This is a genomic window from Thermophagus sp. OGC60D27 (assembly GCF_052400625.1).
In the GTDB taxonomy this organism is placed as follows: domain Bacteria; phylum Bacteroidota; class Bacteroidia; order Bacteroidales; family Marinilabiliaceae; genus Thermophagus.
This window is the reverse complement of record NZ_JBQTGH010000009.1, coordinates 193820-218737: the sequence shown is the minus strand read 5'-3', so window position 1 is coordinate 218737 and position 24918 is coordinate 193820. Positions and strand designations below refer to the sequence as shown.

16 protein-coding genes are annotated in these 24918 nt (G+C 41.7%); 10 read left to right on the top strand and 6 right to left on the bottom strand.

The window, feature by feature from the left end:
* The first annotated feature begins 19 nt into the window (after positions 1 to 19).
* Positions 20 to 1366 (top strand): pectate lyase family protein, encoded by a 1347-nt coding sequence (locus ACT29H_RS12680; protein WP_444822007.1) that lies wholly within the window; start codon positions 20 to 22, stop codon positions 1364 to 1366.
* A 148-nt stretch (positions 1367 to 1514) separates the two neighbouring features.
* Here ACT29H_RS12680 and ACT29H_RS12675 read toward each other — a convergent pair whose 3' ends face one another.
* The 6 genes from ACT29H_RS12675 to ACT29H_RS12650 all read right to left on the bottom strand — a co-directional run bounded on the left by ACT29H_RS12675 (position 1515) and on the right by ACT29H_RS12650 (position 10068).
* Positions 1515 to 2180 (bottom strand): transaldolase family protein, encoded by a 666-nt coding sequence (locus ACT29H_RS12675; RefSeq protein ID WP_444822006.1) that lies wholly within the window; start codon positions 2178 to 2180, stop codon positions 1515 to 1517.
* A 74-nt stretch (positions 2181 to 2254) separates the two neighbouring features.
* On the bottom strand, positions 2255 to 3532 hold the full coding sequence (locus tag ACT29H_RS12670; protein ID WP_444822005.1) for a zinc-binding dehydrogenase: 1278 nt from the start codon (positions 3530 to 3532) through the stop codon (positions 2255 to 2257).
* A gap of 85 nt (positions 3533 to 3617) precedes the next feature.
* Positions 3618 to 4757 (bottom strand): SDR family NAD(P)-dependent oxidoreductase, encoded by a 1140-nt coding sequence (locus ACT29H_RS12665; RefSeq protein ID WP_444822004.1) that lies wholly within the window; start codon positions 4755 to 4757, stop codon positions 3618 to 3620.
* Between the two features lie 72 nt (positions 4758 to 4829).
* Entirely contained in the window at positions 4830 to 6053 is a 1224-nt protein-coding gene (locus ACT29H_RS12660; RefSeq protein WP_444822003.1) for a PHP domain-containing protein, read from the bottom strand.
* A gap of 167 nt (positions 6054 to 6220) precedes the next feature.
* Positions 6221 to 8689, bottom strand: a complete 2469-nt coding sequence (locus ACT29H_RS12655; RefSeq protein ID WP_444822002.1) for an alpha-ketoacid dehydrogenase subunit alpha/beta — start codon at positions 8687 to 8689, stop codon at positions 6221 to 6223.
* 71 nt (positions 8690 to 8760) lie between these two features.
* Positions 8761 to 10068: a dihydrolipoamide acetyltransferase family protein gene (locus tag ACT29H_RS12650; RefSeq protein WP_444822001.1), complete on the bottom strand. Its 1308-nt coding sequence runs from the start codon at positions 10066 to 10068 to the stop codon at positions 8761 to 8763.
* 379 nt (positions 10069 to 10447) lie between these two features.
* Here ACT29H_RS12650 and ACT29H_RS12645 point away from each other — a divergent pair, with 379 nt between their 5' ends.
* The 9 genes from ACT29H_RS12645 (at position 10448) to ACT29H_RS12605 (ending at position 24853) form a co-directional block, all read left to right on the top strand.
* Positions 10448 to 11164, top strand: a complete 717-nt coding sequence (locus ACT29H_RS12645) for a GntR family transcriptional regulator (RefSeq protein WP_444822000.1) — start codon at positions 10448 to 10450, stop codon at positions 11162 to 11164.
* A gap of 1262 nt (positions 11165 to 12426) precedes the next feature.
* The gene (locus ACT29H_RS12640) at positions 12427 to 14220 is read left to right on the top strand and encodes a glycoside hydrolase family 2 protein (protein WP_444821999.1); all 1794 of its coding nucleotides are present in this window, start codon (positions 12427 to 12429) and stop codon (positions 14218 to 14220) included.
* A gap of 262 nt (positions 14221 to 14482) precedes the next feature.
* Entirely contained in the window at positions 14483 to 15640 is a 1158-nt protein-coding gene (locus tag ACT29H_RS12635) for a glycoside hydrolase family 88/105 protein (RefSeq protein ID WP_444821998.1), read from the top strand.
* Between the two features lie 402 nt (positions 15641 to 16042).
* Complete coding sequence (locus ACT29H_RS12630; protein ID WP_444821997.1) at positions 16043 to 18202, top strand: family 43 glycosylhydrolase; 2160 nt, start codon at positions 16043 to 16045, stop codon at positions 18200 to 18202.
* Between the two features lie 186 nt (positions 18203 to 18388).
* The gene (locus ACT29H_RS12625) at positions 18389 to 19255 is read left to right on the top strand and encodes a glycoside hydrolase family 16 protein (RefSeq protein ID WP_444821996.1); all 867 of its coding nucleotides are present in this window, start codon (positions 18389 to 18391) and stop codon (positions 19253 to 19255) included.
* Between the two features lie 598 nt (positions 19256 to 19853).
* Positions 19854 to 20609, top strand: a complete 756-nt coding sequence (locus tag ACT29H_RS12620; RefSeq protein WP_444821995.1) for an NYN domain-containing protein — start codon at positions 19854 to 19856, stop codon at positions 20607 to 20609.
* A gap of 525 nt (positions 20610 to 21134) precedes the next feature.
* Positions 21135 to 22007, top strand: a complete 873-nt coding sequence (locus ACT29H_RS12615) for an electron transfer flavoprotein subunit beta/FixA family protein (RefSeq protein WP_444821994.1) — start codon at positions 21135 to 21137, stop codon at positions 22005 to 22007.
* Between the two features lie 34 nt (positions 22008 to 22041).
* The gene (locus ACT29H_RS12610) at positions 22042 to 23061 is read left to right on the top strand and encodes an electron transfer flavoprotein subunit alpha/FixB family protein (RefSeq protein WP_444821993.1); all 1020 of its coding nucleotides are present in this window, start codon (positions 22042 to 22044) and stop codon (positions 23059 to 23061) included.
* 76 nt (positions 23062 to 23137) lie between these two features.
* Entirely contained in the window at positions 23138 to 24853 is a 1716-nt protein-coding gene (locus tag ACT29H_RS12605) for an acyl-CoA dehydrogenase family protein (RefSeq protein WP_444821992.1), read from the top strand.
* Positions 24854 to 24918: the final 65 nt, after the last annotated feature.

Sequence of the window (24918 nt, the reverse complement as noted above, 5' to 3'; positions counted from 1 at the left end):
TTTAAAACAGAAAAACATCATGAAAAAATTATTTCTGATCACATTTGTTTCGTTGCTGGGAATATTGTTTTATTCTTGTTCGGTCAGTGAAGACAACGACGAAATTCTACCGGCGCCTGCTTTTCCGGGAGCACTGGGAGCCGGGAAAGCAACTACCGGCGGTAGAGGCGGTGAGGTAGTACTGGTCACCAATTTGAATAATTCCGGAGCCGGAAGCCTTCGGGAGGCCGTTCGGATGAAAGGACCACGAATTGTGGTTTTCAAAGTATCCGGAAATATTGATTTAAAGTCCTCCATTGACATTGAAAATGGAGATATTACCATTGCCGGGCATACCGCCCCGGGTGAAGGGATCTGCCTTCGCCGATATCCCATGAGGATTCGGGCCGATAATGTCATCGTGCGTTATTTGAGGTTTCGTCCGGGCGATGTGGAAGAAGAGGAAATGGACGCTTTCACCTGTCTGAATAATCGGAATGTGATCATTGATCACTGCAGTTTTAGCTGGGGCAGTGATGAGGTATGCTCAATCTATGATAATGAAAATGTTACGCTTCAGTGGTGCATTATTAGTGAGAGCTTGAACCATTCTATTCATCACAAAGGGGATCATGGCTTTGGCGGAATCTGGGGTGGAAAAACAGCCTCCTTCATCGGCAACTTGTTGGCGCATCATACCAGCCGAAATCCCCGATTGCAGGGAAGCAGGTATCATAACCAACCGGACAAGGAACGGGCTGAGTTTGTTAATAACGTGGTTTATAACTGGCAATCCAAAACTATATATGGAGGAGAGGCCGGTTATTACAATATTGTGAACAACTATTTCAAACCGGGACCTGCCACCGAAGAAGGTGCCAATGGGGAGATTCTGGAACCCTATAAACCTTATGGGAAATTTTTCTTGTACGGAAATGTTTTTCATAACAATGAGTTAATAACCACCGAAAATTCTCAAGGCATAGATGCGGATGGCAGTGTGATCGAATCTATATTGTCAGATGTTCCTTATCAGATCTCCGACTATGAACCGTTATCAGCAAGTGGCGCCTATTCTCAGGTGTTGAACCATGCAGGAGCATCACTGGAACGTGACGAGGTGGATCGGAGAATCATTGAGGATGTTGAAAACGGTAGCGCCTCCTATGGCGACAAAGGGATCATTGACTCTCAGGATGAGGTGGGCGGATGGCCTACCCTGGACCGGAATGCTGTACCCGACGATCAGGATTCGGACGGCATACCGGACGAGTGGGAAGAGGCTCACGGATTGGATAAAACAAATCCGTCGGATGCGTCCCGCTATTCGGTATCGGTTTATTATACCAATATTGAAGTTTGGATGAATGAGTTGTTAGAGGACTAACTTAAAGCAATCTGACACTTTTCCGTAGTCATTGGAGCTGTTTCGGATTTGTTAAAAAACCCCCTAAGCAAACAATTTAAATTGTTGTTTAGGGGGTTTTTACAGATGGTTTATTGCGTCATAATGATTGGGATTGGAATCCGATCAATTAAAAAGGAATGTCGTAAAGATCTTTGCCGTCATTGGTGAAGGTGTCGACACTGGTATCGGTCATCGGATGGCTTCTGAGACGTTCCAATAGTTCGTAACTAATCGTTGCAGAGTAACAGCCGGTGAGGGTGACCCGATGAACCTGGTCAACGGTTTTGAAACTTGCTGCCAGAACTTTGGTCGGCAATTTAAAGTCGTTGAAACTTTTTACGATGTGTCCCACGACTTCGATCCCATGAGAGGAAATATTATCCAATCGATTGACATAAGGCGCAACAAAATCGGCTCCTGCGCGCGCCGCCACTAATGCCTGAAGATGAGTAAAGATGGCCGTTGCCGTAACTTTGATGCCTTCCTTTTTCAGCATGGGTATCGCTCTGAAACCTTCCTCGGTAATCGGGATTTTGGCATAAAAATCACAATTGTTGCCCACCAGTTCTTTATATTTCTTGGCTTCGTCAACCATTCTTTCTGCCTTTTCGCTAATCATCTGGACATGAAGCATCTTCCCTTTAACCAGATTCACCAGCTCCGGAAGTATGACAGAGAGCTTCTTTTGTTCGGCGGCCAAAATGGTTGGATTGGTGGTGATTCCCTCTAACGGGAAGTAATGAAGAAGTTTTTTGATTTCTTCGATATTTGCAGTATCTGCTAAATAATACATGAAAAATATATTTTGATTTTTTGAGGTACAAAGATGAAATAAATTTGTGGCAATAATGAGTGGATGGCCGCAAATTATATTTTTTTAGGGGCATTTTTGAGAAGAAAATCTTCCGCCTCGATGGACCAAAGTCCATTATTCTTATTGACCAACTCGGCCAGTTTGGCGAAGAAGGGGTCTTTTTCTCCCTTATTTGCGAATTCGGAAATGGGCGTAAGCGGCATGTCAATATGGGTATAAATTAGCTTTTTACCACCGGGGATGTCGGGTAAGTTAAGGGTGGTTTCCGATACGGCATTAAGGCCCCCGATGTGGGTTATTAATCCTGCAGGATCCAGTCCTTCACTCATGATTTTCAGTGCTTCCTTCATGTCGTTCATATTCCCTCCCGAAGTGCCAACAACATGTGTGTAGGCGTAATGGACATTGTAAAAGTTCATTTTAGCCCGGAGGTTGGGGTTGGAGGGGCCGGCAAAGAAATTGAGGCAACCGTCAAATCCCAAAATGGCATCGGCTTGTTCAATGACCTGCGGAACCGGAGCAAAAACGAAAACATCATCATACCCTTTTCCATCGACTTTGGCTTGAAGGGCTTTTATGGGATCTTCAACATTTCCTGTGTTGAGGTAAACAAGTTCAATCCCATTGGCTTTGGCCTTTTCGACCGGGTAAATTTCAGCCGCACGATCGAGACGCGATTGATCGATGTCTGTAACCACCAGGAGGGAGGGTTTTCTGTCTTTCCTGTTTATTGCATAGTTGATGGCTGCCAGTCCCATGGGGCCTACGCCGGCCAGAATGGCCATCTTACCGCCATCCACAATCTCCATTTTGTGTTGGTAGGATCCCGGTACGGTATGGTAATTGGCGTGCATGGCCCCGATAACGCAACTCAGCGGTTCGGCCAGAGAGGCAGGGTAATAGCCGGGGCCGTCGTAGGTCAGCAAACAATCTTGTTCCAGCACGTCTCTGGGAATGATGACATAGGTGGCATCCCCTCCCACATATTGGTATGAATATCCCGGCGCACTCAATACGCCCACGGGTCCGTTTTCGTAATAAATGGCGGGTTGGATAGAGTACTTTTGACCGGGTTTAAATTTGTCTTTCCATTTGTCGCCAACCTCTACAATCTCTCCGGCAAATTCATGGCCTATAATGATCGGCTTTTGGGCCACATCCTTCGGAATTCGTTTGTGGTCGGTTCCTTGGGTTGCAGCTTTATAGGATGACATGCAAATGCTGTCCGATACCACTTTTGCCAATATTTCATCTTCCTTAATCGGTGGTAAATCGAAGGTTTCCAGTCTTAAGTCCTTTTTTCCGTATAATCTAACAGCGGTTGTTTTCATGGTTATTCAGTTTATTGGAAATGAAATGGGTTGAAAAGGAAAGGTATAATGGACGGGTTCAGGTGGTCTGTTCCCTGTCAGTTGTTTAGGAAAGCATATTTTGTCCGCCCGTTACCGGAATGGCCTGTCCGGTCTCATATTCCTGTTCTATGGCATAAAATATTGCTTTAACCACATCTTTCACCCGGCATCCTCTTCCGGCGGGAACTTGCGCTTCATAATGCCTCTTTACATCTTCTGTGGTTTTTGCGCCGGGGACTTTCCCTGCCAGAAGATACTGGACAAATAATCCTTTTTGGGGATCGCTCCAGAGCGGACCTTCGAAGAAATTTCCGGGGCATATGGCGTTGACTTTAATGCGTGCCGGCATAAGTTCCAAGGCAAAGGATTGAGTGAGGCCTATTCCCCCAAATTTGGCACCTGCATAGGCGAAATTTTTATTGCTTCCTTTCAAGCCCGATTTGGAATTGATTTGGAGGATATCTGCAAAATAGTCCGGCTTGACCTCTGTCTGTATTTTCATGATGGCAGAGGCAGCCTTGGCGCAGTGAAAAAATCCGCTATAATTGACTTTGGTCATGAGTTCAAAAATTTCCGGATCCATTTCGTCCAGTCCTCCGGCTCTCAGAATCCCCGCATTGCTGATGAAGGTATCAATGCCGCCAAAATGAAAAGTGGCGGTTTGCACCATCTGCTCAACAGATTGGGCTTTCGATACATCACACTTAACAAATAGGGCGCTGTTGGCACCATCTGAGTTATTCAAAGAGTCCGCCAATTGAGGCCCTTTTTGGTCATTAAGGTCGGCAATTACCACATTGGCGCCCTCTGCAAAAAACGATTCTGCAATACCCTGACCAAAACCTTGGGCTGCCCCGGTTACCACAACACTTTTCCCGCTCATGCGACCTGTGGGCTGCTGTAAAGGTTCGTCAAAGGATCTTTTCTTATTAATGCGTTCGATCGCTTTGGCCGAAGGTGCAGTGAGGATATAACCATTGTCTCTGAGGATGATTATATTACCCTCAGTGGAAAGAGTTATTGGTTTTAGGTCATCAATGGAAGTGTCAGGGCTTATTTCCGTGATTTTGTTGGCGGGCCATCCGGCTTCAATGGCTTCTTCTTTTGTTGACCATTTCGGGTCAGAGAAAAAACGGGCAGAGGCGAGCCTCTCACCACTAGACTTCATTCGAATTGCTGCAATGAGATTTGTTAATTGATTCATTATATACATTGTTTAAATCGTTGGTCTCGGCAATATCTATGCTCAATGGGGGCCAACATGTGGCGTGTTTCGTTATAAATTAGATAATCCGAGGTTTAGAATGGCCTGTCCTATTTTGATAAACTTATCTTTTTGCTCCAGCTTGGGCGTTCCTGACACGGGATCCAGCCATCCTTCTCCGGTTTTGGCATTCAGGTATTGGTGTGCCAGTATAATACATGCACTTTGATAATTAATGCTTTGCAATGTTTCAGATAATTTGGTAGCTCCTTTCGCCATAGGCACTATGGGTTCCATGGCTGGCGTATTGTGTTCGGTTCCAAACGTTACCAGTAATCCGCTATCCCAAAGTTTTTGAGCCGTATCTTCCAGATATTTTAGAGAGTTCCTGGTGGTTATGAATTCTGCAGCGTAGAAACCTCTTTCGCGCAGTAGGCGAATGGTTGTGTCCAGATCTTTTTCAAAATCGGTACATGTCTGATTGAGTGCATCGCCTAAAAACGGGTAGGTTGGAATACCTTTGGCTTTTAAAATCAGTTCCCGAATGGTCTCAATCCCGGCAAATGATTCGGAACTTTCGGGAATATAAGCCGGTCCTCCGGCCTTGAGCAACGCACCTCGGAGTGTGTTTTCCACTGTTGCCGGATCGGTAACAGCGATCTCTTTCCCGGTTATTTTTTTATAAAATTGTTGTTGTTTGGAGGTTTCGGGAAAAGCGTTTTCTGTTTTTAAACGAATGGCTCTTGCCAGATGTCGCTCTCTGACCTGACCGAGAGTGAGCTGTTCGTAAATTTCCCGGTAATCCAGCGTGAAAGGTGCACCATTTGCTTTCAAATGCCGGTTGGCCAGCAGGGTCATTTGTTGGGAATGGGCGTTGTTTTTAGTTACTGCCGTTTCAAGCCACTCGTTAACTTCCTGGGGTAGATTTCCGTAGGCGAGGCCTTTCCCGCTTATGTAGGTTCTTCCCGGATTAGAAGGGTCATTAACTTTTATATGGTTGGCCTGATCATCGGTGTTGAGCCCAATCATTTCAATATTAAAGAGCGGTGCAATGCCGTGTGACCAACAGGCGTCACCCCAGTCTTTAAAGCCCTTTACCGTATTAAAGTCATTGATTCCGGCCATTCTGATACCTTCTTGTGAAGCCAGAGAAATGGCCTGATCTATTGATTTAAAAGCGCTAAAAGAATAGGGTGTGTGCAAATGCCCGTTGATTAAGGGTAAATGATTTGTCTTTAGATCATTGGCGTTTACATCCAATTGATCGGGGTTGGGAAATTTTTTCCAGAATTCCATAAGTGATTATTTCTTACTGAAATGTATATCGATTTAATTTGATGACAAAGAAAATAAGGTTTCAGAAAAGTTATCTCTTGTTCTGATTATTCCTTAAAAGCAAAAGGGAGAAGCAATTTATGACTTCTTCCTTTTACGTTTTTTGTCAGTAATTATTTGCGGGGGCGCTAAACGCCCTCTTTATGTCTCAGAATCAACGTGCCTTCATCAAATTTCTCTTTGGGATTATGGCCATTTAGAGGGATGATTTTTTGGTGTATGGCATCAATGATCCAGTGAGGTTGCGGGAAGAAGCTTTCTTCCAGTTCGTGTGCCGGCGTAATCCAGTTTCTTGATCCAACCACTACAGGCGGAGCGTCCAGATAATCGAATGCCAGATCGGTAATGTTACGCGCCAAGTCGTTGAGGAAGGATCCCCTGCTGTTGGCATCGCCGGTAATAATAACCCGGCCGGTCTTTTTTATCGATTGAATGACGGGTTCATAGTTAAAGGGGACCAATGATCTGGCATCTATTATTTCGGCTGAGAAGTTATATTTTTCTTCCAGAATTTTTGCGGCTTCCAAGGCGCGGTAAAGGGTTGCTCCAACAGTAAGAATGGTAATGTCGCTACCTTCTTTTTTGATGTCCGGTTCTCCTAAAGGAATTTCATAGTAATCTTTGGGAACTCCTTCTTTGTGGAATTGTTCACCGATGTCATAGATTCGTTGACTTTCGAAAAATATTACCGGGTCGGTACCTTGAAGGGCGCTGTTCATTAAACCTTTGGCATCGTATGGTGTGGCAGGAAAGACCACTTTCAGTCCGGGGATGTGAGCAACCAGCGATGTCCAGTCTTGTGAATGCTGTGCGCCATATTTACTACCTACCGAAACACGTAGGACAACGGGCATTTTGATGAGGTTGCCACTCATCGCCTGCCATTTAGGTAACTGATTAAAGACTTCATCACCACTTCGTCCGAGGAAATCACAATACATGATTTCCGGAATGACCCTTCCGCCACACATGGCATAACCAATGGCAACACCTACTATGGCGCCTTCAGCAATGGGTGAGTTAAAGAGACGATGATAAGGCAGCGCTTCTGTTAATCCTCTGTATACCGCAAATGCGCCACCCCAGTCACGGTTTTCTTCACCAAAGGCGATAAGTGTCGGGTCTTTGTAAAAACGATCTATAATGGCTTCGAATAGGGCATCCCGCAACTGGTATTGTTTCATTTTGGAGAAGGGTTGGCCCTTCTTGTCGAAGGCATAACGCTCTTTTCGTGCCAGTTGTTTGACGCGAGGATTATCTTCCATGGGCATCAAAACATCGGGCTTGCGATCTTCCATTTTTTCTTCCGAACCATTGGAGAATATCATGGTGCCAATTCTGTCGGGATCGGCTTCCATATTCATTCTGGGAGAAATGGTGTCATCAATGCTGAGTTGAAGCATCTCTTGAATCAAGGATTGGATTGAGGCATTGGTTGCATCAACCTGCTCGCTGGTGCAAACTTTCTCCTTGATAAGGTTGTCGGCGTAAGTAAATACACAATCTTGCTTTTGCCAGGCTTCAACCTCTTCTTTACTGCGATAGGAGGATGCATCGGAAGGACTGTGACCGCTAAATCGGTAGGTTAAAACATCAAGGAGTACCGGTCCTTTTTTCTCTTCCAGTATTTTTCTTTTTCGTTGATAAGCCTCAATCACGGCCAGTGGATTGTATCCGTCCACCCGTTCAGCATGCATTTGGTCGGCATTTAATCCTGCACCGATTCTTGCTGCAACGCCATATCCCATAGTTTCACCGCTTGTTTGGCCGCCCATCCCATACTGATTGTTCATGATGTTAATGATGAGCGGGAGTCCACCTTTCATTTCTCCTTCCCAGAGCTGTGCGTATTGGTCCATGGTGGCAAACGAAAGGGCTTCCCACACGGGGCCACAGGCCATGGCCGCATCACCGATGTTGGCCACTACAATTCCCGGTTTTTTGTTGACCTTCTTAAAGAGGGCGGCTCCCACAGAAATATCGGCACTGCCACCTACAATGGCATTGTTGGGATAAACGCCAAAAGGGGTGAAAAAGGCATGCATGCTGCCTCCCAGGCCTCGGTTAAAGCCGGTTTCGCGTGCAAAGATCTCCGCCAAGGTGCCATAAACCAGAAAACGACGAGCCAGCGATTTTACATCCCCCTTTTGATTTTTTTGAACAATTCGCAGGATGGCCCCATCAAAAAATTGTTCCATAACTTCCATGAGATCTTTTTCCCCCAGTTGATGGATGGCACTTAACCCTTTGGCTAAAATTTCGCCATGGCTTCGATGAGAACCAAAAATAAAATCATCGATGGTTAATGTGTAGGCCATCCCTACAGCCGCTGCTTCCTGACCGATGGAAAGGTGGGCCGGCCCGGGATGGTGGTATTTAATGCCATGATATTCTCCGGTTGTTTTAATGAGATTAAGCATCTCTTCAAACTCCCGGATGAGACGCATATCATGATAGATGCGTAAAAGATCTTCATCGCTGAAATTTTTACGTTCCTCACTCAGCGTACGATTATATTTATTGACCGGAATGTCTTTAAACTTAATGGTTGTACTTTTCCGGACTTCTTTTGGATCTATAAATTGACATTTAGGCATAATCGGATGTTTTTAAGATTGAATATTTTGATCAGAAGCTAATCTCGGAGATGATTGATTGGAATCATTCTTTAGGCTAACATCCGCTCCGGATCCAATGCTTCAATTTGGTTGGCAATTTCTTTTACAAATCTTGTGGCTTCTCCGCCATCCAGGGCTCGATGGTCGTAGGTAAGACTTAACCCAATTTGTGGTACAATAGCCAGCGTGCCATCTTCCAATGGTTTTGGTCGATAAATAATGGTGTTGACACCAAGAATGGCAACTTGCGGTAAATTAATGACCGGAGTAAACATTTCTACGCCATAGTTCCCCAGATTCGAAACCGTAAAAGAAGCTGCTTGCGGAGAAATAAGATCCGGATCTATACTTCCTTTTCTGCTGGCAGAGGCCAGGTCGTGCATTTGTTTGGAAAGACCTTTTATGTTATAATCATCGGCGTTTTTAACCACCGGAACCATTAGTCCTCTTTCCGTATCAACAGCTAATCCCAGATGAACGTTCTTAAACAATTTAAGTTTGTCGTCTGCGAGGTGTGCATTTACCTGCGGATATATTTGTAGCGCTTTAACAACTGCAAAACAGATAAAGTCGTTGAGCGTAAGGTCTAGGCCCATTTCTTTGGCTTTTTTTCTGCATGCTAATAGCCTCCGTGCATCGGCACTGAGATGGTGGGTGAGCTGAGCTGAAGATTGAAGCGATTGATGCATCGCTTTGGCAATAATTTTTCTGACATTGGTCAATGGGCGGATTTCATATTCCCCGTCGGAACTCACTTCAACGGAAGTTTTGGGAGGGGTAGCCGACTTCTGAGGTGATGCAGTTGCAACAGTTTCAGGTGCCGATATTGTTGTTTCTATTTTTATCGGATCGGAATGTTGTTGTAACCACCGTTCCACATCCCGATCGAGAATTCGTCCGTTGGGTCCGGTTCCCGAAAGTTCGTGAACAGGAACCTTCTCGAGCGCTGCTTTTTTTCTGGCTCTGGGAGATATCTTGATCCTGTTATGAGTGGCGTCGTTTTCTTTACTAACTCCACTTGAAGCACTCACTGTTTCTTCCGTTTCTTTTTCGGCCGGAGGAATTGTTTCGGGATGGCCTTGGGAGGAGTGCCTAGGGTCGAATTCAGAGATGTCTTCTCCCTGGTTTCCAATAACACATACTGTTTGTAGCACCGGGATTTCTTCTCCCTCTTCGAAAAATGCGCCAAGAAAGATCCCATCCTGAGGAGCTTCTTCTTCAAAGGACGCTTTATCCGTTTCATATTCAAAGAGGATATCGCCTTTGGAAACGGATTCTCCCGTTTCTTTGTGTAAAGCTGTGAGGATACATGTCTCTACTGATTGCCCTTGTCTGGGCATAATGATCGGTATTGCCATATCTGTTAACTTGTAAATACAAGTGCAAATATAAAGATGTTTTGTGAAAATGCAATTTTTTAGAAAAAAACCGGGCAGGGAAATCGTTGTTATAAAAAGCTAAAATACTTTTCTCTGTTGATATTGATAGGTGTATGGCTGTCTTTTGATGTTCCTGAAGGTGTAACTTATTTTTGTGCAGTCCGCCTGAATTCCTGTAAAATGATTTTTTTCCGAAAGGGAAGAGGAGGGTGGTAAGATCCTATGCCAGATTTCTTTGTGGTGAAATTGATAATGATTTATATTTAGATTTGTCAATACAAGTGTTTTGGATTGAGGGGTTATTTTTTTCTTTTTTTAAATTAATTCTAAATTTGTGGATTATTCCTAATCAAACATTATGGCAGAAAAGTCAATTGCGCATTACAGAAGATTGTATGAACAGCTTAGAAAAGGAATTGTGGATGGGATTTATAAAGAGGGTGATTTATTACCATCAGAAAATGAACTTTGTGGGCTTCACAATCTTACTCGTCCAACGGTTCGTAAAGCATTGGATTTACTCGCACATGAAGGTTTTATTAAAAAGCAACAAGGACTTGGAAGTGTCGTTCATAAATTGCCAAAAGGTATTGGTATCCTTTCTATAGCAGGGACTACCACCGCCATTGGAAATAAAAACTTAAAAACCAAGACGGTAGTTCGTCCTAAAGTTCAGCCATGGCCCGAAGATTTCTTTTTTCCTTTGAATGAAGATTTGAAAACCGTTGGATGTATTTATTTTGAACGTGTTCGATCGGTGAATGAGCGACCGATTTTTTTCGAGCAAACATACCTCCCTAACATTAATCTACCGCGTTTTACTTCCAGAAACCTGGATAATAAGTCCTTATTTGATCTCCTGCGGCAAAATTATCATTTGGAAATCAAAGGTGGAGAACAATATTTTAAAGCCACGGAAGCAGGGGATCCCAAGGTTTGTGAATATTTGGATTTGCATCCCGGACAACCGGTCCTTTATTTGTCAAGAAAGTTGGAAACCAACCGGTTGAATTTCTCTTTCTATTCCTTTATGTATTGCAATACCAATGACTATTCTCTGTATGGGATTTTTTAAGATGATGTTCTCTGTTTATAAAGCCATTGAAACGTCATCTTAATAGAAAGGAAATGTTAGAACTGCATTAAAGGAAGAGTCCCATCTGATGGGCAGAAGATACTTATGATTTAGTTTTAGAAGTAAATACTGCAGAAAGAAGGAATAAAAAACGGGTAAAACATTTTTGAGCCATTTTTCCAGAGGCTTTAATTTTAATCAATGATAAGCCAGGTGTCGCCTCCCAAAAATCTATTGTCAAAGTTATCATATGTAATGGGCCTCCTCTGGGATTCCGTTGGGTTATGATACCTGTTAATAACAGGTAATCTTGTTCACTTTCCCCTCTTGGACTGCATACAGAGATCACATTTTGTATGGCCATCGAAAGCAAAAAAAATATTGTCATGACTTTCTGCAATCCGAATGTGGGTTGAATATATGCTTATTTTGGTCTCTTGTGTAGATCAGCCTCCTCTTTTCTGCGGATAATTAAAATCTTCAATTTGTTTGAGGTGATTTTGATACGACTCTTTAGAACCGGTTCATCTTGCCCTTCTTTGATTGATGCCTTACAACCATGCAAGGTTTGTTGCTTGTCTGCTCCATGATACGAACATCCATAAACGGGGGGCAGATCTTTCCATTCAAACGGAGAGAATATGAGGTGCAACACATAATCAGTTTTACCGTAAGCTATAAGTCGGAAAAATGGATGGGTATTCGCCATTATTTGATGATTGGTGAAATTGCAGGAATAAGGTAATTATTGAAGAGGTATAGTCACGATCCTTCCATTCGAGATGACGCTTTACTTGAAAAAAAATATAAGATGCATGAGATCAGGGTGAAGGGTTTGTATTTATAGGTTTTGATGTGAAAAAGTTTTATTGCTTTTTAAAAAAATGACATAATAAGTGAAAAAAGCAATAGCAAATGTTGGTTTTCTGAAAATTGTGTTGGTTGTCTTTTGTTAGCTTTGAGTTTATAGTTCTTTACCGGGGAACAATGGAAATGACGAATATGCGCTCGAAGTAAGAGATTAACCTAGGATGAGAAAAACGTGCAACCCGAGAAGGTAATTTTGTTTTTTTTTGTTTTTGGGGTTTGGATGGATGCGAGGTCATCTCATTTCCGGGTCTAATATAAGGCGCTGAAGAAAACTGTTGGAGGGAAATGTCATTCGATGGATATAATGAATGGATGTTTTAATAAATGGAAGAATAAGTATTATTAGAATAATTGTTGGGTTATCTTTAAATATTAATATTTATTTTATGAATATGAAACGGTGTTTGATTTTTTTAATTGGGATATGGATATCGGTGGCCAGTATGGCCAACGAGAATTTGTTTCCGCTCATCACAAATATTCCTAATCGTGAAACAATTTCTCTAAACGGTGATTGGGATTATATTGTAGATCGTTATGAAACCGGTTATTATGATTATCGGCTAAAGCCTAGTCGATGGGGATTTTTTAATGACCAAAAGCCACGTAACCAGTCTGATATGGTTGAATATAGTTTTGAGGCGTCCCCCAAGATGTTTATACCGCGTGATTGGAATTCCTCCGATAGAGAATTGAAATACTATGAAGGAACAGTTTGGTTTCGTAAAACTTTTGATTTTAGTCCGGTCGAAAACGAACGTTATTTCCTTTATTTTGGCGCTGTCAATTATGAAGCTTTGGTGTATTTAAATGGAGAATACCTCGGTTCACACAAAGGCGGGTTCACCCCATTTAATTTTGAAGTTACCGGAAAATTAAAGACAGGGCATAATTTTATTGTTGTTAAGGTGGATAATACTCGACATGCAGACGGCGTTCCTACAGTGAACACGGACTGGTGGAATTATGGTGGGATTACGCGCGACGTTATGATTGTTAAAGAACCTAATACCTTTATTCGTGATTATAATATTTCCTTGTCAGAGGGGAAATATAACGAAATTTCAGGATGGGTGCAGTTGGAGGGTCCCAACCGGAACGCCTCGGTAACCATAACTATTTCTGAATTAGGGAAAGAGGCTACAGTGGTCCCTGATGAAAACGGGAGGGGATCTTTTGCCCTTAAAGCCAAACCTAAATTGTGGTCTCCCGAAAATCCCAGACAGTATGAGATAACCTTTTCGGCAGATGGAAAAATTTTGAAAGAGAAGATCGCGTTTCGGCACATCAAAGCAGTGGGAAATCAAATCTATTTGAATGGGAAACCGATTTTTTTACGAGGAATTTCGATCCATGAAGAAGCCCCTTTCAGGGCTGGCCGATTCAGTAATGCGGCAGAAGCTCGCACCCTTCTTTCCTGGGCGAAGGAGATGAACGCCAATTTTGTACGATTGGCACACTATCCTCATAACGAATATATGGTGCGCGAAGCCGAGAAAATGGGACTTCTTGTTTGGAGTGAAATCCCTGTTTACTGGACCATTCATTTTACGAATGAAGAAACGCTTCAAAATGCCAAAAATCAGCTGGAAGAGATGATTATGCGGGATAAGAATCGCGGGGCCATCATGATATGGTCACTGGCCAATGAAACACCGGTGAGTGAAGAAAGAAATCAGTTTTTAAACCAATTGGTGAAACATGCTCGAGGCATTGATGATTCGCGACTGATCAGCATGGCTATGGAAAAGGATTACCATGACCCTTTTACGCCGTCCATCAAAGATCCACTAATGGATGTTGTGGACGTAATAAGTTTTAATTCTTATATCGGTTGGTACGATGGATTACCTGATAAATGTGCTAAAATGAATTGGCAACTCCCCGATAATAAGCCGATTATTATTAGTGAGTTTGGTGGTGGGGCAAAGCAAGGATTCCATGGTGAAAGGAATCAGCGTTGGACCGAAGAGTTCCAGGAAGATCTTTATGTGCAGAGTGTAGCAATGTTTGACAAAATGAATTTGGCAGGTACTTGTCCATGGATCCTTATGGATTTTAAATCACCTCGAAGATTGTTGCCTAATATTCAGGATGGATGGAATAGAAAAGGTTTGGTCTCGAACGATGGGATTAAAAAAAAGGCGTTCTTCATTATGAAGCAATGGTATGAAAAGAAACAATAAAACCTTTTATCCAACCATCTGGGTATCGCTTCCCAATAAATATTACTTTGGAAATGGGCATCTTTTGTTGCCTGGTATTATTTGTAAGCAGGGTATAGGTTCCTAATGGGTAAAAGTTTGATTCCGGTTACTGCCTTCTTATGGAAGGTTGATCTCGGAATTGATATTGCTCATAGGCTAGATCCAGTCTGTCAAAAAAAATGACTGAAAGAAGTTTATCGACATTGTATAACGAATGATTATTAAGAAAGAAACGAAATTTATGAGATCTCTTTTAATTTGCTTGATGGGTTCCTTTGTGGTTTTGCTTTCCTCGTGCCATGAAAGTAAAAATGATCGTTTACCCAAGCCTCAGGAAGTTAAATCGTTAATGATAACAGTGAATGATCATTGGCAGCAAACGCATCCTAACCATGGACGAGCTTTTTGGGACAATGCTGCCTATCATACCGGCAATATTGAAGTGTATAAAGTAACCGGAATCAAGCGTTTTTTGGATTATTCGAGAGGTTGGGCTGAATATAATCAATGGATGGGCGCCAAATCCAACAACCCCGCAGAGTGGAAATATAATTATGGAGAAACTGATGACCATGTGCTTTTTGGCGATTGGCAGATCTGTTTCCAAACTTATATTGATTTGTTTCAACTCGTTGATGACCCGAGTGAAAAAATGATAGCCCGGGCCAAAGAGGTTATGGCGTATCAGATGCGTACTGATTCTTCAGATTACTGGTGGTGGGCAGATGGTTTGTATATGGTGATGCCTGTTATGACTAAACTATATCAGTTAACGGGCGAGGAGAAGTATCTGGAAAAACTTTATGAATATTACAGTTACGCTAAAAGCATAATGTATGATGATGAAACAGGCCTATTTTTTCGAGATGCCAAATATGTTTACCCAAAGCATAAATCTCTGAATAAGAAAAAAGACTTTTGGGCGCGGGGCGATGGTTGGGTTTTTGCCGGACTTGCAAAAGTTTTGAGTGATTTACCTAAGGATTATACCTATTATAATGTTTTTTTAGAGGATTATAAACGAATGGCTCAATCTCTTAAAAACATTCAGCAAGAGGAAGGCTACTGGACCAGGAGTATGCTGGATCCAGATCATGCCCCAGGGCCTGAGACCAGCGGAACGGCCTTTTTTACCTATGGATTTCTATGGGGAATTAATAACCGGATTCTGGATCAGAAAGATTTCCTACCTACGGTATTAAAAGCATGGAACTATCTTACAACGGTTGCCCTTCAAAAGGACGGCAGCGTCGGTTATGTTCAGCCAATAGGAGAAAGAGCAATTCCCGGCCAGGTGGTAGATAGGAATTCCACTTCAAATTTTGGAACAGGAGCTTTTCTTCTGGCAGCGTCTGAAATGTATAAGTATGTTTTCCAGTTACAAGGAACTATTGACTGATGATATTCAAGAATGAATATTTACTTTTTCTGTTGGTATGGTTCGTCGAAAAAATGATTTAAAATTTATTGGATAACTCTAAGCGGGTAAATATATTTGTTGCTTTACATTCTTTTGTTTTTTGTCCGGTTGGCAACAGAAATTTATCTGGCAAATGGTTTTTGGTCCATGCGAATGATTGGGGTGGATCAGCGGATTGATGTTAAATGTTATCAAATAGACAGAGTTGAATTGAGGAAGTTTTCTAAAAATCAATAATACTAACTTGAATATACCAAACAATTACAAAATTTTTTACCAATGATACGAGCATGAGCAATGAAGTGGCTTCCAATAGAGAATGTTTAAAACTTAAGATCATGCGAGTTTTATCAGACCAATAACTTAAATTAATTTATACGGATGAGAAATAGCACTACTACTTTTCGGATTATCCATTGGGGATTTTTTATGATGGTGTTAATGACATCATTTCTGACGGCATGTCAGAAAAATTTTGATTATGAAGCCTATTTATTTGCCTATTTTGTGGGAAACGGACCGGGACAAGAAGCGGTTCATTTTGCAATTAGTGAGGATGGGTTTAATTATCGGGCTTTAAACAACAATCAGCCGGTAATTTCTGCAGATACCATCAGCTCCCGGGGCGGTGTTCGTGATCCTCATATCCTTAGAGGTGAAGACGGTAATTTTTATATGGTACTTACGGATTTGTATGTTCCCAATGATGGTTGGACCAATGTGGCAATGGTAATGCTCAAATCAAAGGATCTTATCCATTGGACACATTCTATAGTGAATATTCCTGAGGCTTTTCCTGAGAAGTTTAGTGATGTTACGCGAGTATGGGCGCCACAAACCATTTTCGATGAAAAAAATGGAAAATACATGGTTTATTTTTCCATGCTCCAGCCGGGTGGTGCTGATATTATTTATTATTCCTATGCAAATGAGGATTTTACAGGTCTTGCTACAGAGCCTGAACAATTATTTTTTCATCCGGAAGGAAAATCTTGTATTGATGGGGATATAGTGAAAAAGGATGGGAAGTTTCATCTTTTTTTCAAAACCGAAGGGCATGGAAATGGAATTAAAAAGGCTGTTTCAGATAACCTTACCGAAGGTTACCTGATGCAGGATAAATATCTCCAGCAGACTAAAGAGGCTGTTGAGGGGGCCGGAACCTTCAAACTCATCGGGCAAGATAAGTACATTCTGATGTATGATGTTTATATGAAGGGACGTTATCAGTTTACTGAATCAACAGATTTAGAAAATTTTAAAGTGGTAGATGAAAAAATTACCATGAATTTTCATCCTCGTCATGGTTGCGTCATTCCTATTACCGGTAAAGAGTTAGAACGCCTTATTGCTAAATGGGGTACAATGGAAGCATTGGGATTTACAGGATCTAACTCTAAAGCTGTAAAATCATTGAATGTGGTATTTAATCATGAAGCCGGAGAAATCTATTTGCCGGTGAAAAATGGAGCCAACTTGGCTAGTCTTGATCCACAATTTACTTCTTTTTTGGGTGCTGATTTTTCACCCAAAGGAGCGCAGGACTTTTCGAATGGACCTGTGAATTATACCCTGCGTGTTGAAGGCGTGGGAGAGAAACAATATAAAGTGATTGCCGCTATTGACAACAATCCGGTGTTGGATGGATATTATGCGGATCCGGAAATTATCTATTCCCATAAAGAGGGGAAGTATTATTTGTATCCCACGAGTGATGGCCATGACAGCTGGTCCGGAAAATATTTTGAAGTTTTTTCATCTTTCAATCTTGTGGATTGGAAGAATGAAGGGGTAATTCTCGATTTGCCTAAAGACGTGCCTTGGGGACCACGCAATGCCTGGGCCCCAGCTTGTATTGAAAAGAAAACAGAGGAGGGGTATAAATACTATTATTATTTTACAGCAGCACAGAAAATAGGGGTGGCAGTGAGTGATGAACCTGAAGGTCCCTTTGTGGATAGTGGTAAACCGCTTATTGATTGGAAGCCCAAAGGGATTTCCGGTGGTCAGGAAATTGATCCCGATGTTTTTCATGATCCCATATCCGGTGATGACTACCTCTATTGGGGAAATGGCTATATGGCCGTTGTTAAATTGAATGGCGACATGGTATCCGTGGATCGCTCTTCTTTAAAGGTGATTACTCCGGATCGTACTTTTCGTGAGGGGACGGAAGTTTTTTTTAGAAATGGAAAATATTATTTTCTTTGGTCGGAAGATGTTACTCGGAGCCCCAATTATAGGGTTCGTTATGCAACCTCTGATTCTCCTACAGGCCCCCTTAACATCCCTGAAAATAATTTAATTCTGGCAAAAGATGCTTCAAAAGGGATTTATGGAACCGGTCATAATTCAGTGATTCAAATTCCGGGAAAGGATGAATGGTATATTGTTTATCATAGATTTAACCGGCCTCGTGGAATTAAAATGGGACATAGAGCCGGATTTCATCGGGAGGTATGCATCGATCGGTTGGAATTTGACGAAGAAGGTGCTATTTTGCCGGTAGAACCAACTTTGAAGGGAATTAATCCTTTGTGATGTTGAGGCTAGTAACAAAAAAGTAATGAAACGAGCATGACCAAGAAAGTTTGCCACAATAAGAACATGTTTAAACGAAAGGTTATGCGAGGTTCCATCAGACTAATGATTTAACCTGATTTTATGCTGATGAAAAATTCTTTTTTGCGGTTCTGTAAGCTTACAATAGAATTATAGGTGTTTTGCATGAGGTTTTTGGGATTTACACTGTTGGGAACGATTTTGTTTTTCGGATGCATTCTTGAGACCAAAGCAGATGGTCCGGCAGTAATCATCCCCGAAGGATACAAATTGGTTTGGAGCGACGAATTTGATCAAAATGGTGTTCCTCAAGATGCCTATTGGTCTTATGAAATTGGTTTTGTGAGAAACAAAGAGCTTCAATGGTATCAACCCCAAAATGCCATTGTGAAAGACGGTATGCTAGTTATTGAGGGAAAACGCGAACGGATAAAAAATGACAGTTATGAGGCAGAAAGCAAGGACTGGAGAAAGAACAGAAAGTATGCTGATTATTCTTCAGCTTGTATCCATTCGCGAAATAAATTTTCTTTCCAATATGGTATTATGGAAGTAAAAGCTCGTATTGATACGAGTTGTGGATCATGGCCGGCGATATGGACCCTGGGGGTAGACCGGAGATGGCCCTCTAATGGTGAAGTGGATATTATGGAGTTTTATTTAATAAACAATATCCAAAGTATTCTTGCTAATGCCGCCTGGGGAAAAGACAAACATTCTTGGAATGCGAATTGGAATAGTAAACGTCGGTCCTTGAACTATTTCTTGGAAAAAGATGCTTTATGGCCGGAAAAATTCCATATATGGAAAATGGTTTGGACTCATGATGATATCAAACTTTTTTTGGATGATGAATTACTGAACGAAATTGATATCAATAAAATCACTTATGAAAGCGGGTTTAACCCTTTTCGCCAACCTCATTATATTTTAATTAATTTGGCAATTGGGAGTAATGGTGGTGACCCTTCCAAGAGTTCTTTTCCTATTTATTATGAAGTTGATTATGTGAGAGTGTTTCAAAAAGAGTAAACCATTTTTTGTTCCCTAATGTCATAGGCTTAAGATGGAAATGAAAGGTGAATAATAATTGTTTTAGTGTAGTGATAGCCGGAAAAGGGAGGCATTCTGTCCCTTTTCCGGCTTTTTTTGAATATCGATTGTGTTGGTTGGTGTTATTCCTAATGATACGAGCATGACAATGTGAGATGGTCACAACAAGAATATGTATAAACTAATGGTCATGCGAGTTCCATCCAACCAAAAACTTAACATTAATTTATACGGATGAAATAATCACGGTCTATTAAGGTGATAAAAATGGCCCATTTATAAACGATGTTCATGGAAGTTTCATTCGGCTAAAGGCTAAAATAAGATTGATAGGAATGGATCGTGCTTGGCAAAAGAGCCATTCGTAAACGTGAATGAACTAAGTTTTTGCCATGTCCTAATGTTCTTTTTAGATTCTTTATTCTGAAAAATTCCAAAACTATTGGCTTGGATGAATTTTATATAAATAAAATTTTCCTAATTTTAAATCGATTAAGGTGTGAGAATTCTATCGGACCGATGAGGTTTGATTTAGGTGGAGGAAATTGAATAGACTTGATTATAATATTAAAAACTTATGAATGTGAATTTAGCCGTACTGATTGATGGGGATAATATACCTTCTGCTTATGTAAAAGAGATGATGGAAGAGATTGCCAAATATGGAAATCCTACCATTAAAAGAATCTATGGTGATTGGACAAAACCAAACCTTTCTAAATGGAAAAATATGCTCTTAGAGCATGCCATTACCCCCATTCAGCAATATGGATATACCACCGGGAAAAATGCGACTGATTCGGCCATGATTATTGATGCCATGGATATTCTTTATTCCGGGAAAGTTGACGGGTTTTGTATTGTGTCCAGTGATAGTGATTTCACAAGATTGGCTACTCGGTTAAGGGAGGCCGGGATGCAGGTGATTGGAATAGGAGAAAAAAAGACGCCAAATCCCTTCATCGTTGCGTGTGATAAGTTTATTTACATTGAAGTGTTAAAAGGGAAATCAAAGGGAAGATCCTTAGATGGGGAGAAGGAATACGAGAAGGAGACTTTTGAAAAAATTACTGCCCGTGAAATTAAGTTAATCGCTACCACCATCAACGATTTGTCGGATGATGAAGGTTGGGCCTTTCTGGGGGATGTGGGTAGCTTGTTACAGAAAAAGCAACCTAACTTTGATCCACGGAATTATGGATTTCAGAAATTAACTCCCTTGATCAAATCTACCAGACAATTTGAAATTGAGCAACGCGACAACCCTAAAAGTAGCAATAAATTAATTTTCGTGCGAAATAAAGAATCAAGACTTCCCAATAATCATAAATAGCTGAAGAATGTGTGAGTTTTTTAATTGTAGCTGTTTTTATTTTGCTAATGACATTTCTTTTTTTTGGGGGGAATTCTGAATGTATAATGTTTAGAGTTTGATCCCTATTCAATTTTAAACCGGATTATGTCCTTTTCTTGATAATGATCAGGAGAATAGTGTCTTTCCATATTCATGTGCAGCCTCATTCTGGTTCATTCCTAATTTTTCTGTCTGCCTTTTTAAGGACCCCTTCTCTTTGTCCTTAAAATTCATGAAATTATTAAGATCAGATAAAAATTAAATGATTGTTGGATCATGTTTAAGACTTCTTGTTCGAATTATTGAAAATGTAAAGAAGTGTTGTAATTGGCTGATGCATTGGTGATTGCTAATGTGTTTTTGTGGGTGAGTGTTAAGCGCTGGCAATAATGGATTTAGCTGAGCAAAGCAGAGCAATTAAGTTGCTGTTTGGTGATTAGTCACTTTTGTTATATTTGTGGTTCCTCGAAAAGAATATTATCAAATTTAAACAGATTATAAAAAATGGGATTAAACATTATTGTTCTTGCCAAACAGGTGCCCGACACCCGTAATGTGGGCAAGGATGCCATGAAAGCCGACGGCACGGTGAATCGTGCTGCCTTGCCGGCCATATTCAATCCGGAAGATCTCAACGCACTGGAACAGGCTTTACAGCTGAAAGAAAGATATCCGGGAACAAAGGTTACATTGTTAACAATGGGGCCCGGTCGTGCCGCAGACATTATTCGTGAGGGATTGTTCCGTGGTGCCGACGATGGTATCTTGCTCACCGATCGTGCTTTTGCCGGATCCGATACCCTGGCCACGTCGTATGCTTTGTCTTGTGCAATCCGAAAAATTAAGGATTACGACTTGATTCTTGCCGGACGTCAAGCTATTGACGGAGATACGGCTCAAGTAGGACCACAGGTGGCCGAAAAATTGAATCTTCCTCAGGTTACTTATGTGGAAGAGATTTTTAGTGCCGATAATGGTCAAATAGCTGTTAAGCGACGTCTGGAACGAGGCGTGGAAACGGTTGAATGTCCGATGCCGGCAGTGGTAACCATTAATGGGTCGGCAGCCCCCTGCAGACCCCGTAATGCCAAGCTGGTAATGAAATATAAACATGCCCGAACGGTTACCGAGCGTCAAAACCAATCTGAAGATTATATCGATTTAACCAATGACCGGCCTTACCTGAACATTCCTGAATGGAGTGTTAATGACATAGAGTGTGAAATGGAAAGTCTAGGATTGTCCGGTTCTCCCACAAAAGTCAAAAAAATTGAAAATGTCGTTTTTCAGGCTAAGGAGTCAAGGCATATTCAGGCCAATGAGGATGATATTGAAGAACTGGTAAAAGAATTGATTGCCAACCATACCATCGGTTAATAGGATGGCAATTTCATATAAAACGGAATAAAAAATGGACAATATATTTGTTATTTGTGAAACAGAGGACGGCAAAGTAGCTGATGTTAGTTTGGAGTTACTTACCAAAGGACGTTCTCTGGCCAATCAATTGAATTGTCAGCTGGAAGCTGTGGTTTTAGGGCATCAACTGAAAGAAGTTGAGAAACAGATTTTTCCCTATGGCGCTGATGTGGTTCACATCGGGGATGATTCACGTTTGGAACCCTTCACCACCCTTCCTTATACTTCCATTATTGTGGAGCTTTTTAAAAAGGAAAAACCCCAAATCGCTCTTTTGGGTGCCACTACTCTGGGACGCGATCTGGGACCACGTGTTTCGTCGGCTCTTCATAGTGGACTTACGGCCGATTGTACAGCACTGGAAATAGGTGACCATGAAGATAAAAAAGCCAAAAAGGATTATAAAAACTTGTTATATCAAATTCGTCCTGCCTTTGGAGGAAATATTGTGGCCACTATCATCAACCCGGAATGTAGGCCTCAGATGGCTACCGTACGTGAAGGGGTCATGAAAAAGGAGATTTACTCGAAAGAGCATAAAGGTGAGGTGAAAGTTATTGATGTTGAAAAGTATCTGAAGCCGGAGGATACCGTTGTAAAAGTAGTAGAACGTCATATAGAGAAAAATCGGATTAATATCAAGAACTCGTCGATCATTATATCCGGAGGATACGGTATGGGCTCAAAAGAGAATTTTTCATTATTGTATGAGCTGGCAGATGTGTTGGGAGGCGAAGTGGGTGCTTCTCGAGCTGCTGTGGATGCCGGATTTGCCGAGCACGACCGTCAGATTGGTCAGACGGGCGTTACGGTTCGTCCTAAATTATATATTGCCTGTGGTATTTCCGGACAGATTCAGCATACGGCCGGAATGGAAGAGTCTTCAATGGTGGTGGCCATCAATAACGATCCTACGGCACCGATAAATAAAATTGCAGACTATGTGATAACAGGTGATGTGATGGAAATTATACCCAGGCTTATAAAAGCTTATAAGAAAAATACCAAATAGTTTTAAGGTAAATTCCTTAGATAGGATTTTTACCTTATCAGTTTTGGATAAGTGTTTGACCAATAAAAGAGAAAAAATGGCTAATTTTTTTACAGATAATCCGGATCTTAAATTTCATCTGACACACCCGTTGATGAAAAAGATCGTTGCCCTTAAAGAGAATAATTTTGAGGATAAGGACAAATTTGACTATGCACCCATCGACTTTGAGGATGCCATGGACAGTTACGAGAAAGTCCTCGAAATAGTGGGCGAAATATGTGGAGATATTGTGGCACCCAATGCCGAAGGGGTGGACGCGGAAGGACCTAAAATTGTGAATAATGAAGTGGTTTATGCCAGTGGCACGCAAAAAAATCTGGATGCTTTGGTGAAAGCGGGCCTTATGGGTATTACTCTACCCAGAAAATATGAAGGTCTTAACTTCCCCATTGTGCCCTATATCATGGCCGCTGATTTGGTCTCTCGTGCCGATGCCGGTTTTGTTAATATTTGGGGGTTACAGGATTGTGCCGAAACCATTAACGAATTTGCCGACGAGGATCAGAAAATGCGGTATCTACCCCGCATATCTCGAGGTGAGACTGCTGCGATGGATCTTACCGAACCTGATGCAGGTTCAGACCTTCAAGCCGTACAACTAAAAGCCTCCTTTAATGAAAAGGATGGCAAATGGTATCTTAATGGTGTGAAACGTTTTATCACCAACGGAGATGGAAATATTTCCCTGGTGCTAGCCCGCTCAGAACCAGGAACCTCGGATGGGAGAGGGTTGTCCATGTTTATTTACGACCGTAACCATAAAGCTGTAAAAATTCGTCGTATCGAAAATAAAATGGGCATTAAAGGTTCTCCTACCTGCGAATTGGTGTTCCAGAATGCCCCGGCCGAACTGGTTGGAAATCGTAAAATGGGGCTTATCAAATATGTGATGGCACTGATGAATGGTGCCCGACTTGGCATTGGTGCTCAGTCGGTGGGTATCAGTGAAGCAGCCTATCGGGAAGCATTGGCATATGCCATGGACCGTCAGCAGTTTAGTAAGCCCATTATCAAATTTCCTGCGGTTTACGAAATGTTGGCTACGATGAAGGCCAAATTGGATGCATCCAGGACGCTGCTGTATGAAACCAGCCGTTTTGTTGATGTGTATAAAGCTTATATGCATCTGTCAGAAAAACGTTCTTTGACAAAAGAAGAACGGCAAGATATGAAGTATTATCAGCGTTTGGCTGATTTCTTTACACCTTTACTGAAAGGGATGAGCAGTGAGTATTGTAATCAGCTGGCTTATGATGCATTGCAAATTCATGGTGGTAGTGGGTTTATGAAAGACTATCCTATTGAACGAATCTATCGCGATGCACGGATTACCACCATCTATGAGGGAACCACACAGCTGCAGGTCGTGGCCGCTATTCGAGGCGTGACCACCGATGGTTATTTGAAACGAATCAGGGAATATGAGGCCATGCCATTACGTCCCGAACTTCATGGATTCCGTCGCACCTTGATAGGAATGACCGAAGAGTATGAGCGCGCGGTGAGAAGTGTTGTGGAGGTTAAGGATAATGAATATCTTGATTTTCATGCCCGCCGTCTGGTTGAAATGGCGGGACATATCATTATGGGATATTTGTTGCTGCTTGATACTGAAAGGGACGAGAAATTCAGAAATTCCACAGAAATATTTATTCGTTTGGGAAGGGCTGAAAATAAAGCCAGAGCTGAGTTTATAGCCAATTCATCGCTCAATGACCTTGGATACTTCAAGCAAATTCAGGAAGCATAATAGGTTATTGGAAATATATAGAAATGCAGGCCATCTTTACGGATGGTCTGCATTTTTTTTGGAGT

What these genes read in the sequence shown, in the direction of transcription:
- ACT29H_RS12680 (WP_444822007.1), top strand. Translation starts at nt 20, where the DNA reads ATGAAAAAATTATTTCTGATCACATTTGTTTCGTTGCTGGGAATATTG.
- ACT29H_RS12675 (WP_444822006.1), bottom strand. Translation starts at nt 2,180, where the DNA reads ATGTATTATTTAGCAGATACTGCAAATATCGAAGAAATCAAAAAACTT.
- ACT29H_RS12670 (WP_444822005.1), bottom strand. Translation starts at nt 3,532, where the DNA reads ATGAAAACAACCGCTGTTAGATTATACGGAAAAAAGGACTTAAGACTG.
- ACT29H_RS12665 (WP_444822004.1), bottom strand. Translation starts at nt 4,757, where the DNA reads ATGAATCAATTAACAAATCTCATTGCAGCAATTCGAATGAAGTCTAGT.
- ACT29H_RS12660 (WP_444822003.1), bottom strand. Translation starts at nt 6,053, where the DNA reads ATGGAATTCTGGAAAAAATTTCCCAACCCCGATCAATTGGATGTAAAC.
- ACT29H_RS12655 (WP_444822002.1), bottom strand. Translation starts at nt 8,689, where the DNA reads ATGCCTAAATGTCAATTTATAGATCCAAAAGAAGTCCGGAAAAGTACA.
- ACT29H_RS12650 (WP_444822001.1), bottom strand. Translation starts at nt 10,068, where the DNA reads ATGGCAATACCGATCATTATGCCCAGACAAGGGCAATCAGTAGAGACA.
- ACT29H_RS12645 (WP_444822000.1), top strand. Translation starts at nt 10,448, where the DNA reads ATGGCAGAAAAGTCAATTGCGCATTACAGAAGATTGTATGAACAGCTT.
- ACT29H_RS12640 (WP_444821999.1), top strand. Translation starts at nt 12,427, where the DNA reads ATGAAACGGTGTTTGATTTTTTTAATTGGGATATGGATATCGGTGGCC.
- ACT29H_RS12635 (WP_444821998.1), top strand. Translation starts at nt 14,483, where the DNA reads ATGAGATCTCTTTTAATTTGCTTGATGGGTTCCTTTGTGGTTTTGCTT.
- ACT29H_RS12630 (WP_444821997.1), top strand. Translation starts at nt 16,043, where the DNA reads ATGAGAAATAGCACTACTACTTTTCGGATTATCCATTGGGGATTTTTT.
- ACT29H_RS12625 (WP_444821996.1), top strand. Translation starts at nt 18,389, where the DNA reads ATGAGGTTTTTGGGATTTACACTGTTGGGAACGATTTTGTTTTTCGGA.
- ACT29H_RS12620 (WP_444821995.1), top strand. Translation starts at nt 19,854, where the DNA reads ATGAATGTGAATTTAGCCGTACTGATTGATGGGGATAATATACCTTCT.
- ACT29H_RS12615 (WP_444821994.1), top strand. Translation starts at nt 21,135, where the DNA reads ATGGGATTAAACATTATTGTTCTTGCCAAACAGGTGCCCGACACCCGT.
- ACT29H_RS12610 (WP_444821993.1), top strand. Translation starts at nt 22,042, where the DNA reads ATGGACAATATATTTGTTATTTGTGAAACAGAGGACGGCAAAGTAGCT.
- ACT29H_RS12605 (WP_444821992.1), top strand. Translation starts at nt 23,138, where the DNA reads ATGGCTAATTTTTTTACAGATAATCCGGATCTTAAATTTCATCTGACA.